This is a genomic window from Zhongshania aquatica (genome assembly GCF_027257955.1).
GTDB classification, from domain to species: Bacteria; Pseudomonadota; Gammaproteobacteria; order Pseudomonadales; family Spongiibacteraceae; genus Spongiibacter; species Spongiibacter aquatica.
In genome coordinates, this window is sequence record NZ_JANZNQ010000016.1 from 67755 (window position 1) to 88241 (window position 20487).

The 20487-nt window shown below is 41.5% G+C and carries 15 protein-coding genes and 1 pseudogene; 14 read left to right on the forward strand and 2 right to left on the reverse strand.

The window, feature by feature from the left end; translation table 11 throughout:
* The first annotated feature begins 108 nt into the window (after positions 1-108).
* The 4 genes from O9X78_RS15300 to O9X78_RS15315 all read left to right on the forward strand — a co-directional run bounded on the left by O9X78_RS15300 (position 109) and on the right by O9X78_RS15315 (position 8784).
* Positions 109-1755, forward strand: coding sequence for an outer membrane protein assembly factor BamB family protein (locus O9X78_RS15300; RefSeq protein ID WP_269620601.1), 1647 nt, complete (start codon positions 109-111; stop codon positions 1753-1755).
* A 954-nt stretch (positions 1756-2709) separates the two neighbouring features.
* Positions 2710-3291 carry a hypothetical protein gene (locus O9X78_RS15305; protein WP_269620602.1) on the forward strand — a complete coding sequence of 194 codons (582 nt, stop codon included), beginning with the start codon at positions 2710-2712 and terminating at the stop codon, positions 3289-3291.
* Entirely contained in the window at positions 3284-5653 is a 2370-nt protein-coding gene (locus O9X78_RS15310) for a hypothetical protein (RefSeq protein WP_269620603.1), read from the forward strand. The genes O9X78_RS15305 and O9X78_RS15310 overlap by 8 nt, the downstream gene beginning before the upstream one ends.
* Before the next feature lie 416 nt (positions 5654-6069).
* Entirely contained in the window at positions 6070-8784 is a 2715-nt protein-coding gene (locus tag O9X78_RS15315) for a tyrosine-type recombinase/integrase (RefSeq protein ID WP_269620604.1), read from the forward strand.
* A gap of 97 nt (positions 8785-8881) precedes the next feature.
* Here the strand turns inward: O9X78_RS15315 and O9X78_RS21035 are convergent.
* Positions 8882-9022 (reverse strand): annotated as a pseudogene (locus tag O9X78_RS21035) (IS30 family transposase); the annotation flags it as partial.
* 825 nt (positions 9023-9847) lie between these two features.
* Between O9X78_RS21035 and O9X78_RS15320 the strand changes: the two are divergent.
* Positions 9848-10798, forward strand: a complete 951-nt coding sequence (locus O9X78_RS15320; RefSeq protein ID WP_269620605.1) for a ketopantoate reductase family protein — start codon at positions 9848-9850, stop codon at positions 10796-10798.
* 11 nt (positions 10799-10809) lie between these two features.
* Here the strand turns inward: O9X78_RS15320 and O9X78_RS15325 are convergent, their stop codons facing one another.
* The gene (locus tag O9X78_RS15325) at positions 10810-12510 is read right to left on the reverse strand and encodes a sigma-54-dependent Fis family transcriptional regulator (RefSeq protein WP_269620606.1); all 1701 of its coding nucleotides are present in this window, start codon (positions 12508-12510) and stop codon (positions 10810-10812) included.
* 659 nt (positions 12511-13169) lie between these two features.
* On the opposite strand from O9X78_RS15325, the gene O9X78_RS15330 reads away from it, so the two are divergent.
* From O9X78_RS15330 to O9X78_RS15365, 9 genes are all read left to right on the forward strand, one after another.
* The gene (locus O9X78_RS15330; protein WP_269620607.1) at positions 13170-13409 is read left to right on the forward strand and encodes a phenol hydroxylase subunit; all 240 of its coding nucleotides are present in this window, start codon (positions 13170-13172) and stop codon (positions 13407-13409) included.
* 64 nt (positions 13410-13473) lie between these two features.
* Positions 13474-14475: an aromatic/alkene monooxygenase hydroxylase subunit beta gene (locus O9X78_RS15335; RefSeq protein ID WP_269620608.1), complete on the forward strand. Its 1002-nt coding sequence runs from the start codon at positions 13474-13476 to the stop codon at positions 14473-14475.
* Positions 14472-14741 carry an MmoB/DmpM family protein gene (locus O9X78_RS15340; RefSeq protein WP_269620609.1) on the forward strand — a complete coding sequence of 90 codons (270 nt, stop codon included), beginning with the start codon at positions 14472-14474 and terminating at the stop codon, positions 14739-14741. The genes O9X78_RS15335 and O9X78_RS15340 overlap by 4 nt, the downstream gene beginning before the upstream one ends.
* Positions 14742-14752: 11 nt before the next feature.
* Positions 14753-16267, forward strand: a complete 1515-nt coding sequence (locus O9X78_RS15345; protein WP_269620610.1) for an aromatic/alkene/methane monooxygenase hydroxylase/oxygenase subunit alpha — start codon at positions 14753-14755, stop codon at positions 16265-16267.
* Positions 16268-16315: 48 nt separating this feature from the next.
* Positions 16316-16675, forward strand: coding sequence for a phenol hydroxylase subunit P4 (locus tag O9X78_RS15350; protein ID WP_269620611.1), 360 nt, complete (start codon positions 16316-16318; stop codon positions 16673-16675).
* 12 nt (positions 16676-16687) lie between these two features.
* Positions 16688-17749 carry an NADH:ubiquinone reductase (Na(+)-transporting) subunit F gene (locus O9X78_RS15355; RefSeq protein WP_269620612.1) on the forward strand — a complete coding sequence of 354 codons (1062 nt, stop codon included), beginning with the start codon at positions 16688-16690 and terminating at the stop codon, positions 17747-17749.
* Between the two features lie 14 nt (positions 17750-17763).
* Entirely contained in the window at positions 17764-18060 is a 297-nt protein-coding gene (locus O9X78_RS20935; protein WP_350339239.1) for a 2Fe-2S iron-sulfur cluster-binding protein, read from the forward strand.
* 16 nt (positions 18061-18076) lie between these two features.
* Positions 18077-19000 carry a catechol 2,3-dioxygenase gene (locus tag O9X78_RS15360; RefSeq protein WP_269620613.1) on the forward strand — a complete coding sequence of 308 codons (924 nt, stop codon included), beginning with the start codon at positions 18077-18079 and terminating at the stop codon, positions 18998-19000.
* 24 nt (positions 19001-19024) lie between these two features.
* Entirely contained in the window at positions 19025-20485 is a 1461-nt protein-coding gene (locus tag O9X78_RS15365) for a 2-hydroxymuconic semialdehyde dehydrogenase (RefSeq protein WP_269620614.1), read from the forward strand.
* Positions 20486-20487 lie beyond the last annotated feature (2 nt).

Sequence of the window (20487 nt, forward strand, 5' to 3'; positions counted from 1 at the left end):
CAATCTGTAGTTTTCTTTGGTCACAAATGCCGCTAGTGTATTTTGAAGAAGCTACAGATGAAAATTTAAATACCGAGCTCAATGAAATGCAAAGGTGGGACGACAATTATGACGTATCGGGATCAACTGGTAGCTTCTATCCTCCTTTGCATTATTCTTGGTTTCTTTTCAGTTGAGACGCTGGCACAAACTCAGTACAAATCTTGTAGTCATAAGCTACAGTCTGACTTGGTCATCCTGAGCTCCGGGTGGAGTAGAGATCTCACTCAACAGCGTACCTACAGCTATAGTGAAACTGGGTTGTCATTGGAGGACCTACAGACATTAAAAGTAGCTTGGACATTTGGTTTCGAAGACACGAATCAGCCGCGTTCTCTTCCAGCAATTACTGATCAAGCTGTCTTCATCGGAAGTCAGGAGGGGACGGTATTTTCCCTAGATACCAAAACGGGGTGCGGCTTTTGGAAATTCCAGACATCGTCATCTATCCGTGCCGCAGTGACTGTGGCCAAGGTTACACAGCCAAGTGGAGATAAACGCCCGATGGTATTTGTTGCGAATGACGATGCAAAAGTCTATGCAATCGATGCGATAAGCGGAACTCAGTTGTGGGAAAAACGTGTTGAAACCCACAAAAACGCTGTGATAACTGGGTCGCCTGTCTACTACGAGGGGGATATATTTATACCGGTTTCCTCTAAGGAAGTTGGAACTGCAGTAAACCCCTGGGGAGGTTGTTGTACATTTAGAGGGTCGCTGGTTTCTCTCGATGCGGCGTCTGGGAAAGAAAATTGGAAGACGTATACAGTCACAAAGCCAGCAGCCTACATGGGCAGGAATATACTAGGCGGTAAGCAATATGGTCCCGCCGGTGCGGCAATATGGAGCGCGCCCACAATAGATACAAAGCGAAAGTTGATTTATGTGGGTACGGGCCAAGACTATACTCTCCCATTAACTGGCCTATCCAACGCTATTCTTGCCATTGACATGGAAACTGGGAAACTAGTCTGGAAGCAGAAATTATGGCCTAAGGATGCATGGAACGTAGCGTGCCCGCTAGGACCTTTTGGAATTAATTGTCCCAAAGAAGAAGAAAATCACGACTTCGATTTTGGTGCGCCACCGATTATTGTAGCCGACTCTGATGGGAAAGACTGGATACTAGCCGGAGCTAAGTCGGGCATAGTTTACGCACTGGATCCGGAGCTTAACGGACAACTGGTTTGGGAGCGTAGACTGAGTAAAGGCGGGTTGTTAGGGGGCATTCACTGGGGAATGGCAGCAGACACTGGTAATGTTTATGTCCCTATTTCAGACGTGGCCGTCCCTTTTTCATGGAAAACATCTTCCGAAGAAAATAAGCCTGGGCTAAATCGCCTCGATCTGAAGACTGGAGAGATAATATGGAGTTCGCCTGTTGCTAAGAATTGCGGCGACGATGAAGTTTGTAAAGTCAATTTTTCCGCAGCAATAACAGGTATTCCCGGCGCAATCCTGGCGCCTGGACTGAATGGTATTATTTATGCGTTTTCTGTCGAAAACGGCGAGCTGGTTTGGGAGTTTGATTCGACTGTAGAAACGCAAACCGTAAATGGAGTGACGGCAAATGGCGGCGCGATGGATGCTGGTGGCGTCGTGGCTGCAAATGGAATGCTTTTTTTTAACTCTGGGTACGCTGGCGCTGGAAGTGCGTTTGGGAAAGGTGGTAACCAGTTTTGGGTTTTGACCAAGTCTGAAACGATCAATAAATGATGCCCTTGGTACTTTAGGCAATTTCGGTAAATATCCGCGAGTAGCTTACTGCGTAGAGAGTTTCCCTTACATTCCGTCTGGTTTAGCAAGCTTAATAAATTCTCCATATCACAGGATGTTGTTATAGTTTGGAGGCCAATGACTGAGTCAGTAAAGAAGTAGTCTAAAGCAATTCAACAAATGTACCTTATTTTCTCTGTAGTGCTGCCATAAAACCAATCCCTCTGGGCGCGATATCTTGGGTGCTAGAGATAAGCCGTATCAATTCATCGGCCGACACCTCTATATGATCTCCTGACTGGGCTGCCATGATGACCGTCGATAGAGTCCGGCCCGCGTTATTTCGCAATAATCTGAGATTTATGTTAGTAAGTACTTCGCGATCCCTATTTGTTGTGACGGCGATAGTAAGGCTGTATGTACCGATTATAAATTTAGAAGCAGATAGGTCTGTAGATTTGTTATTAGTCCTTAAATTTGGTCACCTAGGGCAGCGGCCAAAAATTTGGACTTTTCGTATGCTTGAAATTTGGTTTGGTCACAAAATGGTCACGTTTTGGTCACAGATGGGATTTTGGCCGATATTGGTCGCGGTACATTGAGGAGGGAAACCCCTTCTGTTATAGTGTCGCGCTTCGTGAAATACCCATTTTGCGCCCGTAGCTCAGCTGGATAGAGCGCTGCCCTCCGGATGCAACTCCTGTATTAAACCTCTCGTTACATTAATCTAATATTAATAATAACTATCTGTATTTATTGAAATTTTTTGTCATTTCTCAGTATGTGTTTTAAAGGTGATTAAGTTATATTTGACTGTGCCTTTCTATTTTCGGCGCATTTGTTAAAGTTTAATCGTGCTGTATAAGGCACAACTTGACACCTGCATTAAAATTTACGAATCTGCATTGTATGTAAATCAACTCGTTTGGTGGCGACGTGCAGGACAATTTCGTAATGGAATACGCTTCAACTTTACAGTGGCGTTCATCGAAAAGCACAAAGCTAATTTGTCATCCGTCAGCAAGGGCTGCCTGGCGGTGTTGGCGCGATTTAGATCGGCAATTTGAACTCGTGGGTAATCTGCCGCCGGCATTGGTAGCGTTGCTCCAGTCAGTGGAGCCTATCCATGTTCGGCGGAGTACAACAAATCAGGCGAAAGGAAGTTTTGAGTTTTTTGGAGGGTTTGCTTCGGTTGCGCTAGTAATGAATGCCAACCTTGATCGTGCACTTTTCTGTATTCACGAGATGCCATCACCCGAGGTGGTGGCAAATATTGCAGAAGCTTCTTCGCTAAAATCACTGATGTATAGCTTGGATCGGCAGGATGGCTTACATAGCCTTTATAAGGCGGTGGGCAATCATTTCGATAAGCCGAAGGTAAGGAAGCTATTTGAGGTGGGGGCACTTTCTCTCAGTAAATTGGCTAAATTTGCTAATGTCGGAAGATCGCAGATCCGTGAGAAACGGACTGGATCAATGGAAACTGATCTGACGATACTACAGGCTATCCTGAAAGAAGCTGCGCAGGATGATTGAGTCTGAGCTAGCGACCCTTAACGAAACGGCAGAGCTCAAAGGTCGCATTGCGAAGGACGTACTGGCTTATGGTGCCAGCCTTTTAACCCGATTGGCGGCTGGGGAGTTTGGCGCGCCGCCGGACGATAAGGGAGTCGATGCGCTTTCAGCCTATGGCGCCGCTGAATTGCCTAGCAATGGAATACTAAATTCGCACTTGCAGAGTATAAAGACCATTAAAAAGGTGGAGGCTTGCATAGTATCCTGCATGCTTTGCGCTCGCCCTTTGGATGATTTCTTTGACACGGAAAAGCATGAGCGCATAACCGCGTGGTCACTCTTAGCATGCATTGCTCTTAATAAAGCGGATCAAGAGGGCTATCAGGGCATAATTCAAGAGGGCGCCCGGCGAGTACGCTTAATGACGACGGCGGCTTACCAATGGATGTATAGCCTATTGCCTGAGTTTAACCAGCCAATTGAAGATACCTATGCTGCACTTGCTGAGCTGATGACCATATTAAGTGAGAATATCAATCAGGCAGAGCAATTGGTCAGTACGCATGAGCGTAATTCCGCGAGCAGAGCCAATAATATTACAGAAGTAGAGGCGGCCAAGAAGAGGTTGGGGCAAGCTAAATCTGAAAAACAGTTCATTGGTCAAATCTACTCCCTTTTCGGTCATTATTCTAAGACACTTTTACCTGGCGGCGACGGGCGGCGTGGAGGGGCTGGGGATGCTAATGATAGTGACCAGGCTGCTGTTTCTGTGGCGCCAGTCGTGGGGCTAGAAGATGACAAGTTAAGATTTCTTGACTGGATCGAAAAGGGCAAGGGTGGACATGGATCTATAGCGGCGGCGGAGCTAAACCGCGATCGTCCGATCGGCACAAAGTATATTGAACCCGCACTGGTACTACCAAAAAGCATAAATCGGTCGCGAGTACTTGCTCACTTTCGTGCAAGCACGATGGTAAATAGAATCGCGATGCGCAATATGGCTAATCCATGCGATTGGGGGGTGCTTACGTGGTTTGAGGCCACCACATTTGTGCAAGCCGCTGCAGCGAAACTGAATACAAATAAGGCTGCTGCGCTTGGATTGTTCATGTTGTTGGCAGGGAGGTCAACCGATAGGGCAAAATCCTTGGTCATCAATATGGGGGGTGCCAGTGCAAAGGAACGTATTGACACTATTTTGTTTCGTGGGGATCGAGTGGGCCTGCAGTTTAGGTTGGTTTTGCCCTCCCCGATCGGTGCGGGTAAAGCGCCACAATTGTTAAAACAGGTGAAGAATACGATAACATTGCGGCTGCCACACTGTTTATTGGAGCCATTGCGGGGGTTGAGAGGGCTGGGGCCTGAGGGCTACGATTCACTTGAGGCGGAGCTGAAAAGCTTTCTTGGGTCGCTGAATAACGAGTACAACTTGCGACTAACTATCCCGCGGCTCTGTGGTTTTTTGCGGAGCCAAATGAGACGCCGACTTGATGATCCAGCTGATGCATCGTTAATCTGCGGTGAAACGCCAGATCAGTGTCCAGCATTATATTATTACGCAATAGTGCCTGAACGAATTGTCAAAGAATACAGAGATTGGGTTGCCGAGCTCATGGGCGCGGCTGATGTCAAAGGAAGTTACCCGTCGGAAATACAAAGTCAAAATGCGCTAATTGGCAGCAATACCCAATTTGATGTAAAGCACATAAAAAGCTTGTTCAAACATTTAGCCAAATCAGTGGCTGCACACCATACATTCAAAACTAAAGATTACAAATCGTTCCATAATGCGTACATGTTGTATGTATATGAGGTTCTCTGCCTCGCAGTTGGATATCGAGCGGTTATCAGTCCACTGGAAAATATCAAGGACTTTGATCTTATTCGCCGTTTACTGTGGATAAGCGATAAAGAAAGCCACAATGGATTGGCGGCTAGAACGGTACCGCTGACCCAGCTTGCAGTGGATGTCATAGAAGCCACCATACGCCACATAGAAAGGTTAGCTTACTATTTAAAACCGTATGAGCCTCCAATGGCTGAATATTTGATTCAGTCAGTTCACGGGGAGAATCCATTTTTATCGATGTTTGACAGTAACGGTAAACTGACGACTCTCCGGCCCTCTATATTGACGCCGGTGTTGAACGACAAGTGGCCATTTGCGCTTAATTGGCAGCGCCATTTTATGCGATCGAAGCTTAGAGAAAATGGTGTTCCTGGCGATGTCGTAAATGCTTGGATGGGGCATTCAGACTTTGGTGAGGAAGCATTTGGGCCATGGAGTGGGTTAAGTATTGCCGACTTACGACAATTAGAGGTGGTCATGCAAACCATTCTCTCGGAGCTTGGTATCGCGGCTATCGAAGGTTGGCAGCGGTAATCTAACGAGTTAATTGATAAGTAGAGCGAGGGCGTTCATTGTCCAGATTAGGTGGTCGAGTAATTAGGTCCAAAAATCGGACTGACCGGCGGGCGAGTATTGAATTAAAAGCAGATGGGCTAATTTTATCGACGTTACAATCGTTAAATGCGTGTCCCGTCGATGAGTTGCGATACAAAGCCGAGCTCGCGGAACTGTTGGTGCTAATAAATCAAATGTTCCCGCAAATGGCGCACCGGACAGTCGCTAAAAACCGGTTAATTCGGCATGTCGAAATCGGTAACAAAGAGGGGAGGTGGTCTCTTCCTTTGCCAAACCCTACCATAAAGCTCCGGAGGCATTCCCAGCATAGGACATTAGAGAGGCATGGCTATAGCGCAGAAGCAGCGAGAATAGCGAGCGCACTATTGGAGGCAATGCGCTATCCTGATTTATTTCGTCATTTAGGTGACGAGGATTACATGCATATGGTGTTGCTATCCGCAATCTTATTTGGCGGGTTAAACAATCTCAATTCAGTTCGTGGATTTTGCCGGTTCCTGATGAGTGGCGGTCGACCTGCACGAGTCCAAATTGCAGGGCAAGTACTCTACTGTGTCTACTTTCAAGTTCAGAAAGAGGAAATAGCGAATGTCTACTCTGAGGGGCAGACTGAGTTATGGCGTCGCTGGTATTGCGATCCGATCAGCTTGGGAATGATTTCCCAGTTTGATAAAAACCGAAAGTTAGAGGCTGCTGATTATACAGTCGGGAATATTCTAAAAAATATAAATATGCTTCTGGAAAAAATGGGCATTACACCGTGGCAAACTAGCTCAACTGCCGAGATGGTAATGTCAGGGGCTGCTGTGTCCGAACAATTGGATAATGTCGACATAAGTGCCGCACTTGTTGGCGTAGCGTGCGGTAAGATCTTAACGACGAGTATTCCAGTTGACGCCTGGCGGGCTGTTATGCAGACGCAATACATTATCAAAGATCGCTATAATTTGGCGCCTGTTTATCAGAAGCACGGCAGACCACGTAAACGTGAGCCTTTCGCAAATCAGAAAATGATTTCATTTGAGTTTCAGCGCCTTGCTACCATTGTAAAATTGACTGGCGAAGGTTTACGTAAACGAACGGGTGGGCAGGCAGAAAAAGAGCTCTTAGCGATCGATGTGAGTGAGTGGAGTATCGCAGGAGAAACACTAAGGGATTGGTATGTTCACCATTTACAAGAAAAATCAAACAGCCTGTCCACTGTCAGCCGCTATCATTATGAGGTTGCGAAATATTGGTTTGATGGAAGCACAAATAACGATTATATGGAACTCGATTCAAACGATTGGGAAGAGTACTACGAAAGCGTACTGGGAAATCATACAAAACCAAGTAACCGCGTTTATAGGGCTGGCAGGTTTCAAGACCTACATAATTTTTGCGTAACAAGATTTAAATTTCTGCCTGCAATTGTTGATGGTAACGGAGTTGGAGATAAGCCGGCTAAATATGTACATGCATCCTATATAGGATATGGATTGTACGTATCGGTGAAGGAGGCCGTTTTACGTAGCGCTAATTTGACTGATAACGAAAAATTGGACATCGAACTGATGACCGTTATGGCATATCGGTTAGGATTGCGAGTCAGTGAAATTTGCAAGTTAAGGCTCTGTGATATCGATTACTCTGCGGAGGGCTGGGTATTTGTACGTGAAAATATTTATGGGAACAATAAATCGAGTTCGAGTATACGAAAAATTCCAGCAATGGTACTGATGTCGAATAGCGAATGGGATAGATTTAGGCGCTATGTAACGAATCGTCGTTTATATTCAGAGAGTTCAAAAGAGTTACTTTTCTATCCAAGTTCCGATAAATATACCCCGTGGAATAAACGGTTTATATCAGACTTTGTAGGCACATTGCTTAGAGATATATCCGGTTTGACTGACCTTGTGTTTCACAGTTTTCGTCATACTGCGTTGTCAAACCTGCAGTTAGTCATAGAACAAGAGTGGGAGACTGCATCCATAGTTATGGGTATTGATGTAGATCAGCTTAAAGCGATATATAGGGCTATCGTTGGAAGTTCTGGGGAGAAACTTCGCCGATACTGGGCGCTCGCCTGTTTTGCTGGTCATAACGACCCTTCTGTAACCTTTCACAGTTATTTGCATTTCTCGGATTTGTTAATTGGGTTGAAGCTATCTAGAGCCAGATATGAATTTACCAGAGATCAACTGGTTTCTATGACGGGGTTGAGTGCCAGCAATGTTACTAGAAGAATGCGTAAGTTCGGGGGGGATGTACATAAAATTGCTGCGTCAACCACAATGCCGTCAATCGATGAGAACTTCGAATCAGTTGATAACCCATGTGAACTTGATACAGGAGTGAGTGTTGATTATCCCGATCAATTCATTTCTATGGCTAGTCATGATCAGGCGTACATGATACTTGAAGAGTACCAGGCTGGTGCTCCAGAAACAGTTCTGTCCCATAAGTACGGTATAAGCGAAGACAGATTGAGTTGTTGGATTCAGAATGGGCGGTCATTGCGTGGTATCAAAACCCGTGAAGGAAATTCGCGGCTAATCACTAAAAATCGATCTAGCAGAGAAAAGTTTAATATTGTCCTTCTTCCTCCTCGTTTAAATTCAGCGGCTGAACAAAAGGACGCAGAGTTGATCATTAAACTGCTCAATAAACAGTTTGTGAGTGAAGGAAAAGACAGGCGGGCATTGCTCAACTTGATCAATTTTTACTTGCGTCATGTGACCACATCTAACTCCGGAATTCGTGTTACGGATCCGAAAACATTAGTCAGGTTTATTAACCGGCTTGAATCAGCGGGTATAGTTCCGGTCAGTCGATGGGCTATAAGAATAATCTGCCCAAAAAATACTGAGTCATTAGAAGAATGGCGTGATGTGGCGAAACTACCAGTGAAAAAAATAGTAATAAGTCGTAGCTCCAAAATTATTACGTCGTCGTATTTACGGCTAACCCACCCAGAGGAAGAAAAAATTATTGCTGGTGCGAACAATTTCAGGAAATTTTCTGCGCGAACTCTCCGATATGTATTTCATATGATCGCAATCATGCAGTTTGATAAGTCGTTTTTTATCGTTAAAAATCCTGCTTAATTTCGTAAAATATCGTACTTGTGAAGAAATTTTGTTAATGCCTTTGTCTTCCAGTAGGTCATCAGTGGAATAGTCAGAGCCGCAGTTACCAGTCCAATTGCCCTATCATTGTGTCTATTTCCCAGTCACCAATTCGGGAGTTGTTGTCCACAGCATCAGGGCGGTCATCAATGCTTACACTGTTCTTAACGTGTGCTCGTGTGGATTTGCAATTACGGCGCTTGTCGTATTTCTTGCCTTAACATCGCTATCTGCGGTTCAAAATAGAACATTAAGCCGCAATCAATGATGGTTTACCTCTGTTAGCTATGACTCGATGCACATGGTTGTAAATTCAGAGTCACTAAGTTGTAAAGCACCAATTAAAATATTGTTCTGATAACTGGATGAATTATATACTCATTTCACCGTTTTATGATGACAAAATAGACGGATAGTTATAATAGTATTCACTAGGTATAAACCGGACGCATACATGTTAAATACTGATGCCTCAACTTGTCGCTACCTGTAAAGCTATTTCCATGCGTTGTCCGGATTACCCATTTATTACCATGATTGTTTAAGTGCTTAACTTTATTCACTATTAAATGGCGACTGCGATCCAAGCAGGAGAGTAAGGTGGATTCTAAAACTAGAAGGTGCGGTTGGTGGGTTGGAGGCAAGGCCGGTTATCATGCGACTTTCGCGACTAAAGTTAGCGTCGTCAGTATTAGTGTAGGCTGAAATCCATTTTCGAAGATATAATGAGAAGGTCTTACGTGAATGGGCCCGTTTCGAATATAGCTGATCTGATAAAGTTCTGCTGGATACGTATATCCGGCGATCCATCTGTTAAAATTGATATAACAGTAAATCGATTATAGACATAACCAAAGTTCCAGAATATTATGCCGATTAATATAGATTTAGCCGATATGTGCCGTCGCATGGTTAAATCATAGATCGCGAATGTAATTAAATTATAAAATATAGGGAATTTTCGAAAAAATTACAGTATAAAAATTGACTTTAAAATAGTTTTGGACGGATTGATAATAAAATTTAATTAAGGACTTAATTGATGAGAATAGTGGTAATTGGTGCAGGGTGTGTCGGATGCTATTTCGGAGCAAAATTACAAGTATCAGGGAACGATGTAGTTTATGTTGCAAGAGGAAAGCATTTAGATGAAATTAAGAATAATAAACTCATGGTTTCTCATGAAAACTTTTTTTTCGACGATAAGGTCAACGCTGTATCTATTAACCAGTTATTAGAAGGATATCATTGTTCTGATTTTGATTTAATTATAATTACATTAAAAAGTACGACTACGGCTGAGGTATTTGATGTAATCGGGAGTTGGGCTAAAAAAGGGTTATGTCCGATATTATCTTTACAGAATGGTGTAGAAAATGAGGATATTATATCCACGGTCGTTGGTATTGAAAGAACAATTGGTGGTTTAGTTGTTAAAATAGGCGGTAGCGTAACGCGGCCAGGAGCTGTTGTGGCGCAAGGTGATGCATGTGTTGTTCTTGGCCCATGGCCAAATATTAATAAGAATCCAATTGGTACTGATATAACAGAAAATATTTATAATGCTTTAGTTAATTCAAATATCAAAATTAGTATAAGTAATGATATAAAGAAAGAGCTTTGGCGAAAACTTTTAATAAATAATAGCGTAAATCCATTGTCAGCATTAACGGAATTAGATACACGTGCGTTAACATCAGAAAAAACGTTCTCTAAATTAGTATATTCAATAATGGAGGAGACAGCGTTAGTAGCAAAATATGATGACGTTGTGTTGAGTAAAAGGGATATCGATGAAATGTATAATTTAATAAGTGGATTTGATCCGATTAAAACATCTATGTTAATTGATTATGAAAAAGAAAGAGAGCTTGAAATTGAAGCAATAAGTGGGGCAGTTATACGGCGGGGTAAAAGGCATAATGTAGCTACGCCAATGACTGAATTAATTAAAGCCTTATTGCTTGCAAAAATAAGTTATAGTTATAAATAGAAACCAATTAATTATTGGCAGAGTAAGTTCGCTTTTTTTAACCTGTAAGCTAAAGTTGGGCGAGTCATATTTAGAAGGCGTGCAGCTCCAGAAATACTTTTGTTAGATTTCTCGATCGCAGATTTAATTAAAATATTTTCGACTTCGTCTAAGCTCAAGTTGTTGTCAAAAATTTGGTCAGCCCAATGCTGCTGGGAATAGTTAGATGATGATACTAAATTACCCTCTGTGTTAATTATATTGTCTTTTGTATTATCTTGAACTGGCGCTATAGCAAATAAGGATTCGAGATCGATAATATCATTGTTATCAGTGAGTATTATTCCGCGTTCTATAACATTTTCCAATTCGCGAATATTTCCAGGCCATTTATAATGCAAACAAGCTTGTAGTGCTTTGTCAGACAGCCCAAGAGTACGTTTGTTGTATTCACGATGAAATTTTTCTAAGAAATGTTCCGCGAGCAGTGGTAAATCTTCAATGCGTTCTCGCAACGCAGGTATACTAGCTGGGAAAACGTTTAATCGATAATAAAGGTCCGCGCGAAATCGCCCTTCCTCGACAGCTTTTGCGAGAGATTCGTTCGTAGCAGCTATAACTCTGACGTCAATTTTTCTAGTGTGATTGTCGCCTACCCTTTCAAGTTCGTTTTCTTGAAGGACTCGAAGTAAGCTTGCCTGAGCTCTTGGTGTAAGTTCAATAACTTCGTCTAGAAATATCGTTCCACCGTTGGCGCGTTCGAATCGACCTGCTCGTGATTGATTCGCACCTGTGAAAGCTCCTTTTTCAACGCCGAATAACTCAGCTTCGATTAAATCGTGTGGTATAGCGGCACAATTAACTGCAATAAATGGTTTATCTGACCGCTCACTGCGAACATGCACGCTTCGAGCGATTACTTCTTTACCAACGCCTGTTTCACCCAATAATAATACGGTAACTTTTCCTTGGGCCGCTTTATCTATCATTTTGCAGACTTTTTTATACGACAGCGACTGGCCAATTCCGTAGTATTGTTCTTCTTGATTATTAATGCAGTGATTATATGAATTAAGCTCAGATTGGAGGTCATATAATTCTCCAACGGTAGGATCGGCCTTAAAGTAGCCTCGAAATGAATCTGCGTCATCCCACTCGTCCGCAGGTTTCCCTACTATTATACATTTCTCATCTCCACAACCACGACAACTAATCTCCCGAAACAATATTTCTTGTTTCATGAAAGATGATGCATATGCACAAGCATATCCTAATAGAGACCAGCATGCTGGTTCATCAAGTAAACCAAGCTCAGTTTGACAAATCTCTACTTCGAATGAATCGACCCATTCTAGTTCGCCATAAAAATGGCGATTATCTTGATCTATATCTATTTCTAGAGGGATTACTTTCACCATCCCCTTTAGGGAATGAAGCTGGGGACCAGCTAAGAAAATATCTAGCTCGCTATTGTTGGGCCTAAGTTTCCGAGCGAGTTCTGCGTCACGTAAACCTGATTGGTAACCAAGGCGTAAGAAAAAACCTTTTGCTTGTTCGATTCCCATTGCGTTTGTTATTTCGCGACGAAACGCTGCCATTGAGCTAACTTGCATCAGCATTACGCGTTGTTCGCCAAACCAAATTTTCCCTTCAGTACCTTGAAACCGAATTTGATCAGTTAAGTCCTGTATATCTGTATAGCTTACAGAGGGCAGAGTTGAGAAGGTTGCCATTATCTAAATCTCAATATAATTATTCTATTGTGAGTGTATAAAGTGCGTGTTTGGAGGGTTGCCAATCAACAATAGTATTTATAGCATTAAATTAGGTGTGCTGGATACACCTATAATAACAATAATGGTTATCAATACTCCTTACTTTGGAGGATTGATTTAAGATGTAATTTGTGTTTTTAGGAATGTCTTCAAAGATTGCATTATTAAAATTAAAATACAGATAATAAAATATTTTTATATGTAGTAAACGGAAAAATATATTGGTTTAGACGAAGCGATAGTAACACCATTTCCCTAAAAATATGTAACTTAGTTTGTGTATAAATCAAAAGATTTGATAAAAATTTTATCCACGTAAATATCCATGATCTTCCCGATCGATGTCAAGAATTCAAATCAGATAACATTGATAACCGTGAGTAATGATAAAACTCATCTCTAAAAATGTCGTGATCATTTGGTCTAGTGCTCATAAAACTTAACCATATAATTAATATTGTGTGGTTAAAACCCGTCCCCATACAACGGTATTCAAATAATCATTAATCTAATATATTTAATATATTCAATGACTTAGCTACTTATTGTCTCGGATGCGAGTCTTTGGCATCAAGATTGCTGTTGTCCCAATAGTTACCAGTTTAAGGATTTGCATTTTGGATGATTACAAAAATTTTCACGACATCAAACGTTATGTTCGAATTAAGGACGAAAGTGACCCTAGGTTTGTCGAGTTTGATTTTGCAATTGGTCATCCAGAGCTATTTGTGGAGCTGATATTACCTCGTGATGCTTTCGCGATATTCTGTGAAAATAATAATGTAATTCATATGGATAAAGAAACAATTAAGAAAATAGATCTGGAATCAAAAAAGTGGCGATACGGTGATAAATAACGATAGAAATACCGTTATTAAATTTAAATTCTGAAAAATATTAATTGATAATAAAGAGGGATATATGGCTGTTGAAATACGAACGCTTGCTATCGAACCAATTAGGAATACTTACGGACATACAGCGCGCAGATTCGGAGATAAACCGGCTACAAGGTATCAGGAGGCCAGTTTTGATATCGAAGCAAAAATTAATTTTCATTACAAGCCGCTCTGGGATCCCCAGAGAACACTTAATGATAATGCAAGAACTAATATAAAAATGGTTGACTGGTACTCAGTCACAGATCCAAGGCAATACTATTACGGAAGTTACGTAGCTAATCGTGCAAAGATGCAGGAAGTAGCAGAAAGTAATTTTAGTTTTTGCGATAAAAATAATGTGGTAGAGAATTTAAATGAAAATTTAAAAAATGATCTATTGCGATTGCTGGTTCCATTTCGCCATATGGAGCTCGCTGCAAATATGAACAATAGTAAAATTGCGGGTGATGCTGTTGCTGCAACTGTGGCGCAAATGCATATTTTTACTGCTATGGATAGATTGGGAATGGGGCAGTATCTATCACGAATAGCGCTAATGATCGATGGCGCAACTGGTCAGGGATTAGACAAATCAAAAGACTATTGGATGAATGATCCGTTGCTGCAGCCATTAAGGAAATTAGCTGAAGATACGCTTGTTATCGACGATTGGTTCGAACTGAGTTTTGTTCAAAACTTACTTATTGATGGGTTTATGTACCCATTTGTATACGAAGTATACGACAAAATTATTCAGAAAGATGGTGGTGTTTGCTTATCGATGTTAACTGAGTTTATGAGAGATTGGCATAAAGAGACGCAGCGCTGGGTAAACGCAATGTGTAAAACTGTGTACGCTGAAAATGACGAAAATAAAATATTAATGGAGTCTTGGACCAAGTTATGGATTCCTGTAATAAAAAATACATTTTTAAATCTGGCAAATGAAATTGGTTGCGTTGAAAGTCTAAATGAAATTGAAAGTGACTTAAATTGTCGTCTAGCTAAATTCGGGTTAATTGTTTCAGGGGAATCGAAATGACGCAGAAAGTATTTATAGCGTTACAGGATAATGACAGTGCACGATACCTAGTAGAGGCAATACTAGAAGATAATCCGCATGCTGAAATACAGCATGAACCAGCAATGATAAGAATTGAAGCAGAAAAAAAACTTGTAATTAATCGTACTACGATGGAAGAAAAGTTAGGTCGGCAATGGGATGTTCAGGAGATGTTGATTGATGTCATAAGTATTGGTGGTGGCGTTGAAGAAGATGACGATCATTTCATTCTGCAATGGAAATAAAGGAAATAATAATGAGCGCAAAAAATCGAAAACTAAATCTGAAAGATAAATACCAATATTTGACGCGTGATATGGCATGGGAACCAACGTACCAGGATAAAAAAGATATTTTTCCTGAAGAAGACTTTGAAGGTATTAAAATTAAAGATTGGTCTAAATGGGAGGATCCATTTCGTCTGACAATGGATTCATACTGGAAATATCAGGCCGAAAAGGAAAAAAAATTATATGCGATTTTTGACGCGTTTGCACAGAATAATGGGCATCAGAATATCTCTGATGCTAGGTATGTAAATGCATTAAAATTATTTTTAAGTGGAGTTTCTCCGCTTGAATATGCAGCGTTTCAAGGTTATGCGAAAGTCGGTCGTCAGTTTAGCGGCGCAGGGGCAAGAGTAGCATGTCAAATGCAGGCGATAGATGAGCTACGGCATTCTCAAACGCAACAACACGCGATGAGCCATTACAATAAACACTTTAACGGTTTGCACGATCCTGCTCATATGCATGATCGAGTTTGGTTCCTCTCTGTTCCCAAATCGTTTTTTGATGACGCTCGTTCGGCCGGCCCCTTTGAATTTCTAACGGCAATTTCGTTCTCGTTTGAGTATGTGCTTACAAACTTATTATTTGTGCCATTTATGTCAGGTGCAGCTTACAACGGAGATATGGCTACAGTAACGTTTGGATTTTCAGCGCAGTCAGATGAAGCTAGGCATATGACATTAGGTTTGGAGGTTATTAAATTTATTCTTGAACAGCACGAGGATAATGTACCGATAATTCAAAAATGGATTGATAAATGGTTTTGGCGCGGATTTAGGTTACTAAGCCTTGTCGGGATGATGATGGATTATATGTTGCCAAACAAAGTTATGTCGTGGGCGGAGGCCTGGGAAACCTATTATGAAAAAAGTGGCGGTGCGCTGTTTAAAGATCTAGAGCGTTATGGAATACGTCCACCTAAATATCAAGATGTAGCCAATGCGGCTAAGAATCATATCAGTCATCAAGCATGGGCTACTTTTTACCAATATAGTAAAGCGACCAATTTCCATACATGGATGCCTGACGAATCCGAGATGAAATGGTTAGCGGAAAAATATCCAGATAGCTTCGATAAATACTATCGTCCACGGTTTGAATACTGGGATAGGAAACAGAAGGAAGGAGAACGATTTTATAATGATACTTTGCCTCAGTTATGTCAGGTATGCCAGATACCAGCGATATTTACTGAGCATGAATCACCTTCTGTGCTAAGTCTGCGTCAAGTCGAATATAACGAAGAACGATACCATTTTTGCTCGGATGGCTGCGCTGATATTTTCAATGATGAGCCAGAAAAATATATTCAAGCATGGCTTCCAGTACATCAAATATATCAAGGAAATTGCGACGGAAGTAACGTTTCTGAAGTGGTTTCGAATTACTACAACATAAATCTTGGTAAGGATAACCTAGATTACGATGGATCCCCAGATCAAAAGCGGTGGCAGGAAATTAAGAATAACGGGTCGAAATAAGGCAGCAAAAATGTTGCTTAATAATCAAAAATAAATTGGAGGTTTATTGTGTCGGTAAAAGCGATATCTGAATATACAGCCGAGCCTATGGATACTGTTGATAAATTTCATGGAATGCAATTGATGTATATTTACTGGAAGAATCATTTGATGTTCTGCGCGTCATTTGCGTTTTTGGTAGACCCAGAGATGTCATTTGAGTCAATGTTAACGAATACATTTCTGCCTGCAATTAAAGATCATCCCGATTCTGGAAAAATTAATTTTGAATCGGCAACGTGGTTGTTGAATGGAAACGATTTTAATGCGTCGATGGAGCTTAGTTTACGGGAAAATAAAATTGATCATAAAAGTTTACTAACGATTACAACACCCGAGTTAAACGGGTTAAACAGTTCGGCGACGTAAAGGAATAATTAAATGAGTTATAACGTTACGATTCAGCCAACTGGAGACCAAATTTGCGTCGAGGAAGGTCAAACTATATTGCAAGCAGCTTTACGGCAGGGTGTTTGGCTCCCATTTGCGTGTGGGCACGGGACATGCGCAACGTGTAAAGTTCAGGTCCTTGATGGCGATGTTGATGTAGGTGCTGCATCTCCATTTGCGTTGATGGATGTCGAAAGGGACGAGGGGAAAGTTCTTGCTTGTTGTGCAACGGTTTCGAGCGACGTAACCATAGAGGCAGATATTGATGTCGACGAGGATTTTCTTGGGTACGCGGTAAATGATTATGTATCTACAGTAACGTCTATTATTGATCTATCACCGACGATAAAAGGGATTCATCTTAGGTTAAGTAAACCGATACAATTTCAAGCTGGTCAGTATATTAATCTTAATATTCCGGGTATAGATGGTGCGAGAGCTTTCTCAATGGCTAATACGCCTAAAGACACCCAGGACATTGAGTTACATATCCGATTGGTTGACGGTGGATTAGCTACTGAATATATACACAGCAATTTATGTATTGGTGATGAGCTGGCCTTATCAGGTCCTTACGGACAGTTTTTTGTCCGTGATTCATTACAAGGTGATTTACTTTTTATTGCCGGAGGGTCGGGGTTGTCAAGTATTCAGTCAATGATTCTAGAGTTGTTGGCGAAATCGGATAAGCGAAAAATTACGCTTTGCCAAGGTGCGCGTAACAAAGCCGAATTATATAACCAGAATTTATTTGAAAACCTAGAAAAAAATAACTCAAATTTTAAGTATATTCCAGCTCTTAGTGATATTTCCGATGAAGATAACTGGGCTGGGTATCGTGGATTTGTGCACGAAGCTGCAAATGAATATTTTCATGGAAAATTTGCAGACCTGAAAGCATATTTATGCGGTCCGCCGATGATGATAAATGCTGCAATTAGTACTTTGATGAAAGGTCGCTTATTTGAGAGGGATATTTTTATGGAACGTTTTCTTACTGCCGCGGATGGTGATGGTAATGATCAGAAATCAGCACTTTTTAAAAAAATATAAAATATATAATTAACATGAGCATAAATTATACGATACACGATAGTTATAGCGGTGCTGTTATTAACTGTACATCAGAGCAAAATGTATTAAGCGCGATAAGTTTAGACGGCCGATGTAATGTTTTAGTTGGTTGTCGTGGGGGAGGTTGCGGGAAATGTCGCATCGATGTACTTGATGGACAGTTTGAATGCGGAAAAATGAGTCGTCGCCATGCCCCAGAAGAAGCAATAAACAAAGGCAAAGTTCTAGCGTGTCGACTATATCCGAGAAGTGATCTCATTATAAATACAGCGCCGGACATCGGCAAATAAAAGAGCGAGGAATAAAATGAAAAAAGGAATTATGCGTCCCGGGCATGTGCAAATTCGAGTGTTAGATATCGATGAGGCTTTAGAACATTATTGTGGGCTACTTGGTCTTATTGAAATGGATCGAGACGACCAGGGTCGTGTGTATCTAAAAGCGTGGACGGAAGTCGACAAATATTCAGTAATTTTAACTTTGGCTGATGATCCAGGTATGGACTTCATGGGGTTTAAAGTTACAGACGAGACGTCATTAGAAAAATTACATAGAGATTTATTAGATCATGGCGTTAATGTCGATGTAATACCTGAGAATGAGCTGGTTGATTGCGGCCGTAGATTAAGATTTATTTCGCCTTCTGGTCATACTTTCGAGTTATATGTAGATAAAAAATACACAGGTAAATGGGGCATAGAAGAGTTAAATCCTGAAGCATGGCCGCGAGGCTTAAGAGGAATGCGCGTACAACGCTTTGATCATTGCTTATTATATGGGGATGAGCTCGATACAACACTTGATTTGTTTGTAAATGTTCTTGGGTTTTACTTAACTGAACAAGTACTTGATGACGATAATTCTCGTATAGCACAATTTTTAAGTTTGTCAAATAAGGCGCATGACATTGCATTTATTGCTCACCCCGAGAAAGGGCGGTTCCATCACGCGTCATTCCACTTAGAAACTTGGGAAGATATTCTCCGTGCAGCAGACTTAATATCCATGACTAATACTGCGATAGATATTGGTCCAACACGGCATGGGTTAACTCATGGTAAAACAATATATTTCTTCGATCCATCTGGGAATCGAAACGAAGTATTCTGCGGAGGTGATTACAGTTATCCGGATCATCCCCCAATTACTTGGAAATCAGATCAATTAGGTAAGGCGATATTTTACCATGATCGTGAAATTAACGAACGCTTCCTTACAGTTTTAACCTAATTAGAAACGAGGTCGTAACACTTTATGAAAGAAGTGAAGAATTATATTAATGGGCAATATACTAAATCTATTGAGGAGAAATATTTTAATAATATTAATCCTACTACAGGTGAAGTTCTATCTATTGTGCATGAAGCAGGTCGTAAAGATGTTGACATGGCGGTGTGCGCCGCCAGGGAAGCACTTAAAGGAAGTTGGGGGAAATTGACTGTTTCTGAACGAACAGAAATTCTTTACCGAGTGGCAGACGGCATTAATAAACGTTTTGATGAATTTCTGGAGGCGGAATGTTTGGATACTGGAAAACCACACTCGTTAGCTAGGCATATAGATATCCCCCGTGGAGCTGCCAATTTCAAAGTATTTGCTGACATGATAAAAAATGTACCGACTGAAAGTTTTGAGCTTTCAACGCCTGATGGTGCAGGTGCTTTGAATTACGCGATACGGAGACCGAAAGGCGTAATTGGGGTTATAAGCCCGTGGAATCTTCCTTTATTACTTATGACCTGGAAAGTAGGTCCGGCGTTAGCGTGCGGAAATACTGTAGTAGTTAAACCTTCTGAAGAAACGCCAACGACGACGGCGATGCTTGGCGATGTAATGAAGGAAGCGGGAGTTCCTGATGGTGTATTCAACGTGGTGCATGGTTTCGGAAAGCACTCAGCAGGAGCATTTCTTACTGAACACGCTGATGTTGACGCATTCACTTTTACCGGAGAAACGGGGACTGGTGAACTAATCATGCAATCTGCCGCACGTGGCGTTCGAGATGTATCTTTAGAGCTAGGTGGTAAAAATGCAAGTATTGTGTTTGCAGATTGTGATCTTGATAAAGCGATTGAAGGTACAACGCGTTCAGCATTCTCTAATTGCGGTCAGGTATGTTTAGGGACAGAGCGGGTATACGTCCAGCGTTCAATATTCAACGAATTTGTTAAGCGGATGAAAAGTTCGGCTGAATCACTAGTTATTGGCGCACCTAATGATAATTCAACAAACCTTGGTCCCTTAATAAGTAAGAAGCACCGTGACAAGGTTTTATCGTATTACGAGCAAGCGGTGATTGATGGAGCTACGGTGATTACTGGTGGTGGTATACCTGAGATGGCTACTGAGTATTCGAACGGGTCTTGGGTGCAGCCAACAATATGGACGGGGTTGGATGATAAATCCAAAGTTGTGACTGAGGAGATATTCGGTCCTTGTTGCCATATTCGCCCATTCGATAATGAGGATGAAGTTGTTGAATTAGCAAATAGTCTACCATATGGGCTTGCTGCGTCTGTTTGGACAGAGAATATTTCCCGTGCACATAGAGTGTCGGCTAAGTTAGAAGTCGGTTTGGTTTGGGTTAACAGCTGGTTTTTAAGAGATCTTCGAACCGCATTCGGTGGAAGTAAACACTCCGGGATTGGTCGTGAAGGTGGCGTGCACTCACTAGAATTCTATACTGAACTAAAAAATATTTGTGTAAAAATGTGAGG

Bases quoted from the DNA above. Each gene is read 5' to 3' on its own strand.
- O9X78_RS15300 (WP_269620601.1), top strand. From the start codon at position 109: ATGACGTATCGGGATCAACTGGTAGCTTCTATCCTCCTTTGCATTATT.
- O9X78_RS15305 (WP_269620602.1), top strand. From the start codon at position 2,710: ATGGAATACGCTTCAACTTTACAGTGGCGTTCATCGAAAAGCACAAAG.
- O9X78_RS15310 (WP_269620603.1), top strand. From the start codon at position 3,284: ATGATTGAGTCTGAGCTAGCGACCCTTAACGAAACGGCAGAGCTCAAA.
- O9X78_RS15315 (WP_269620604.1), top strand. From the start codon at position 6,070: ATGCGCTATCCTGATTTATTTCGTCATTTAGGTGACGAGGATTACATG.
- O9X78_RS15320 (WP_269620605.1), top strand. From the start codon at position 9,848: ATGAGAATAGTGGTAATTGGTGCAGGGTGTGTCGGATGCTATTTCGGA.
- O9X78_RS15325 (WP_269620606.1), bottom strand. From the start codon at position 12,510: ATGGCAACCTTCTCAACTCTGCCCTCTGTAAGCTATACAGATATACAG.
- O9X78_RS15335 (WP_269620608.1), top strand. From the start codon at position 13,474: ATGGCTGTTGAAATACGAACGCTTGCTATCGAACCAATTAGGAATACT.
- O9X78_RS15340 (WP_269620609.1), top strand. From the start codon at position 14,472: ATGACGCAGAAAGTATTTATAGCGTTACAGGATAATGACAGTGCACGA.
- O9X78_RS15345 (WP_269620610.1), top strand. From the start codon at position 14,753: ATGAGCGCAAAAAATCGAAAACTAAATCTGAAAGATAAATACCAATAT.
- O9X78_RS15355 (WP_269620612.1), top strand. From the start codon at position 16,688: ATGAGTTATAACGTTACGATTCAGCCAACTGGAGACCAAATTTGCGTC.
- O9X78_RS20935 (WP_350339239.1), top strand. From the start codon at position 17,764: ATGAGCATAAATTATACGATACACGATAGTTATAGCGGTGCTGTTATT.
- O9X78_RS15360 (WP_269620613.1), top strand. From the start codon at position 18,077: ATGAAAAAAGGAATTATGCGTCCCGGGCATGTGCAAATTCGAGTGTTA.
- O9X78_RS15365 (WP_269620614.1), top strand. From the start codon at position 19,025: ATGAAAGAAGTGAAGAATTATATTAATGGGCAATATACTAAATCTATT.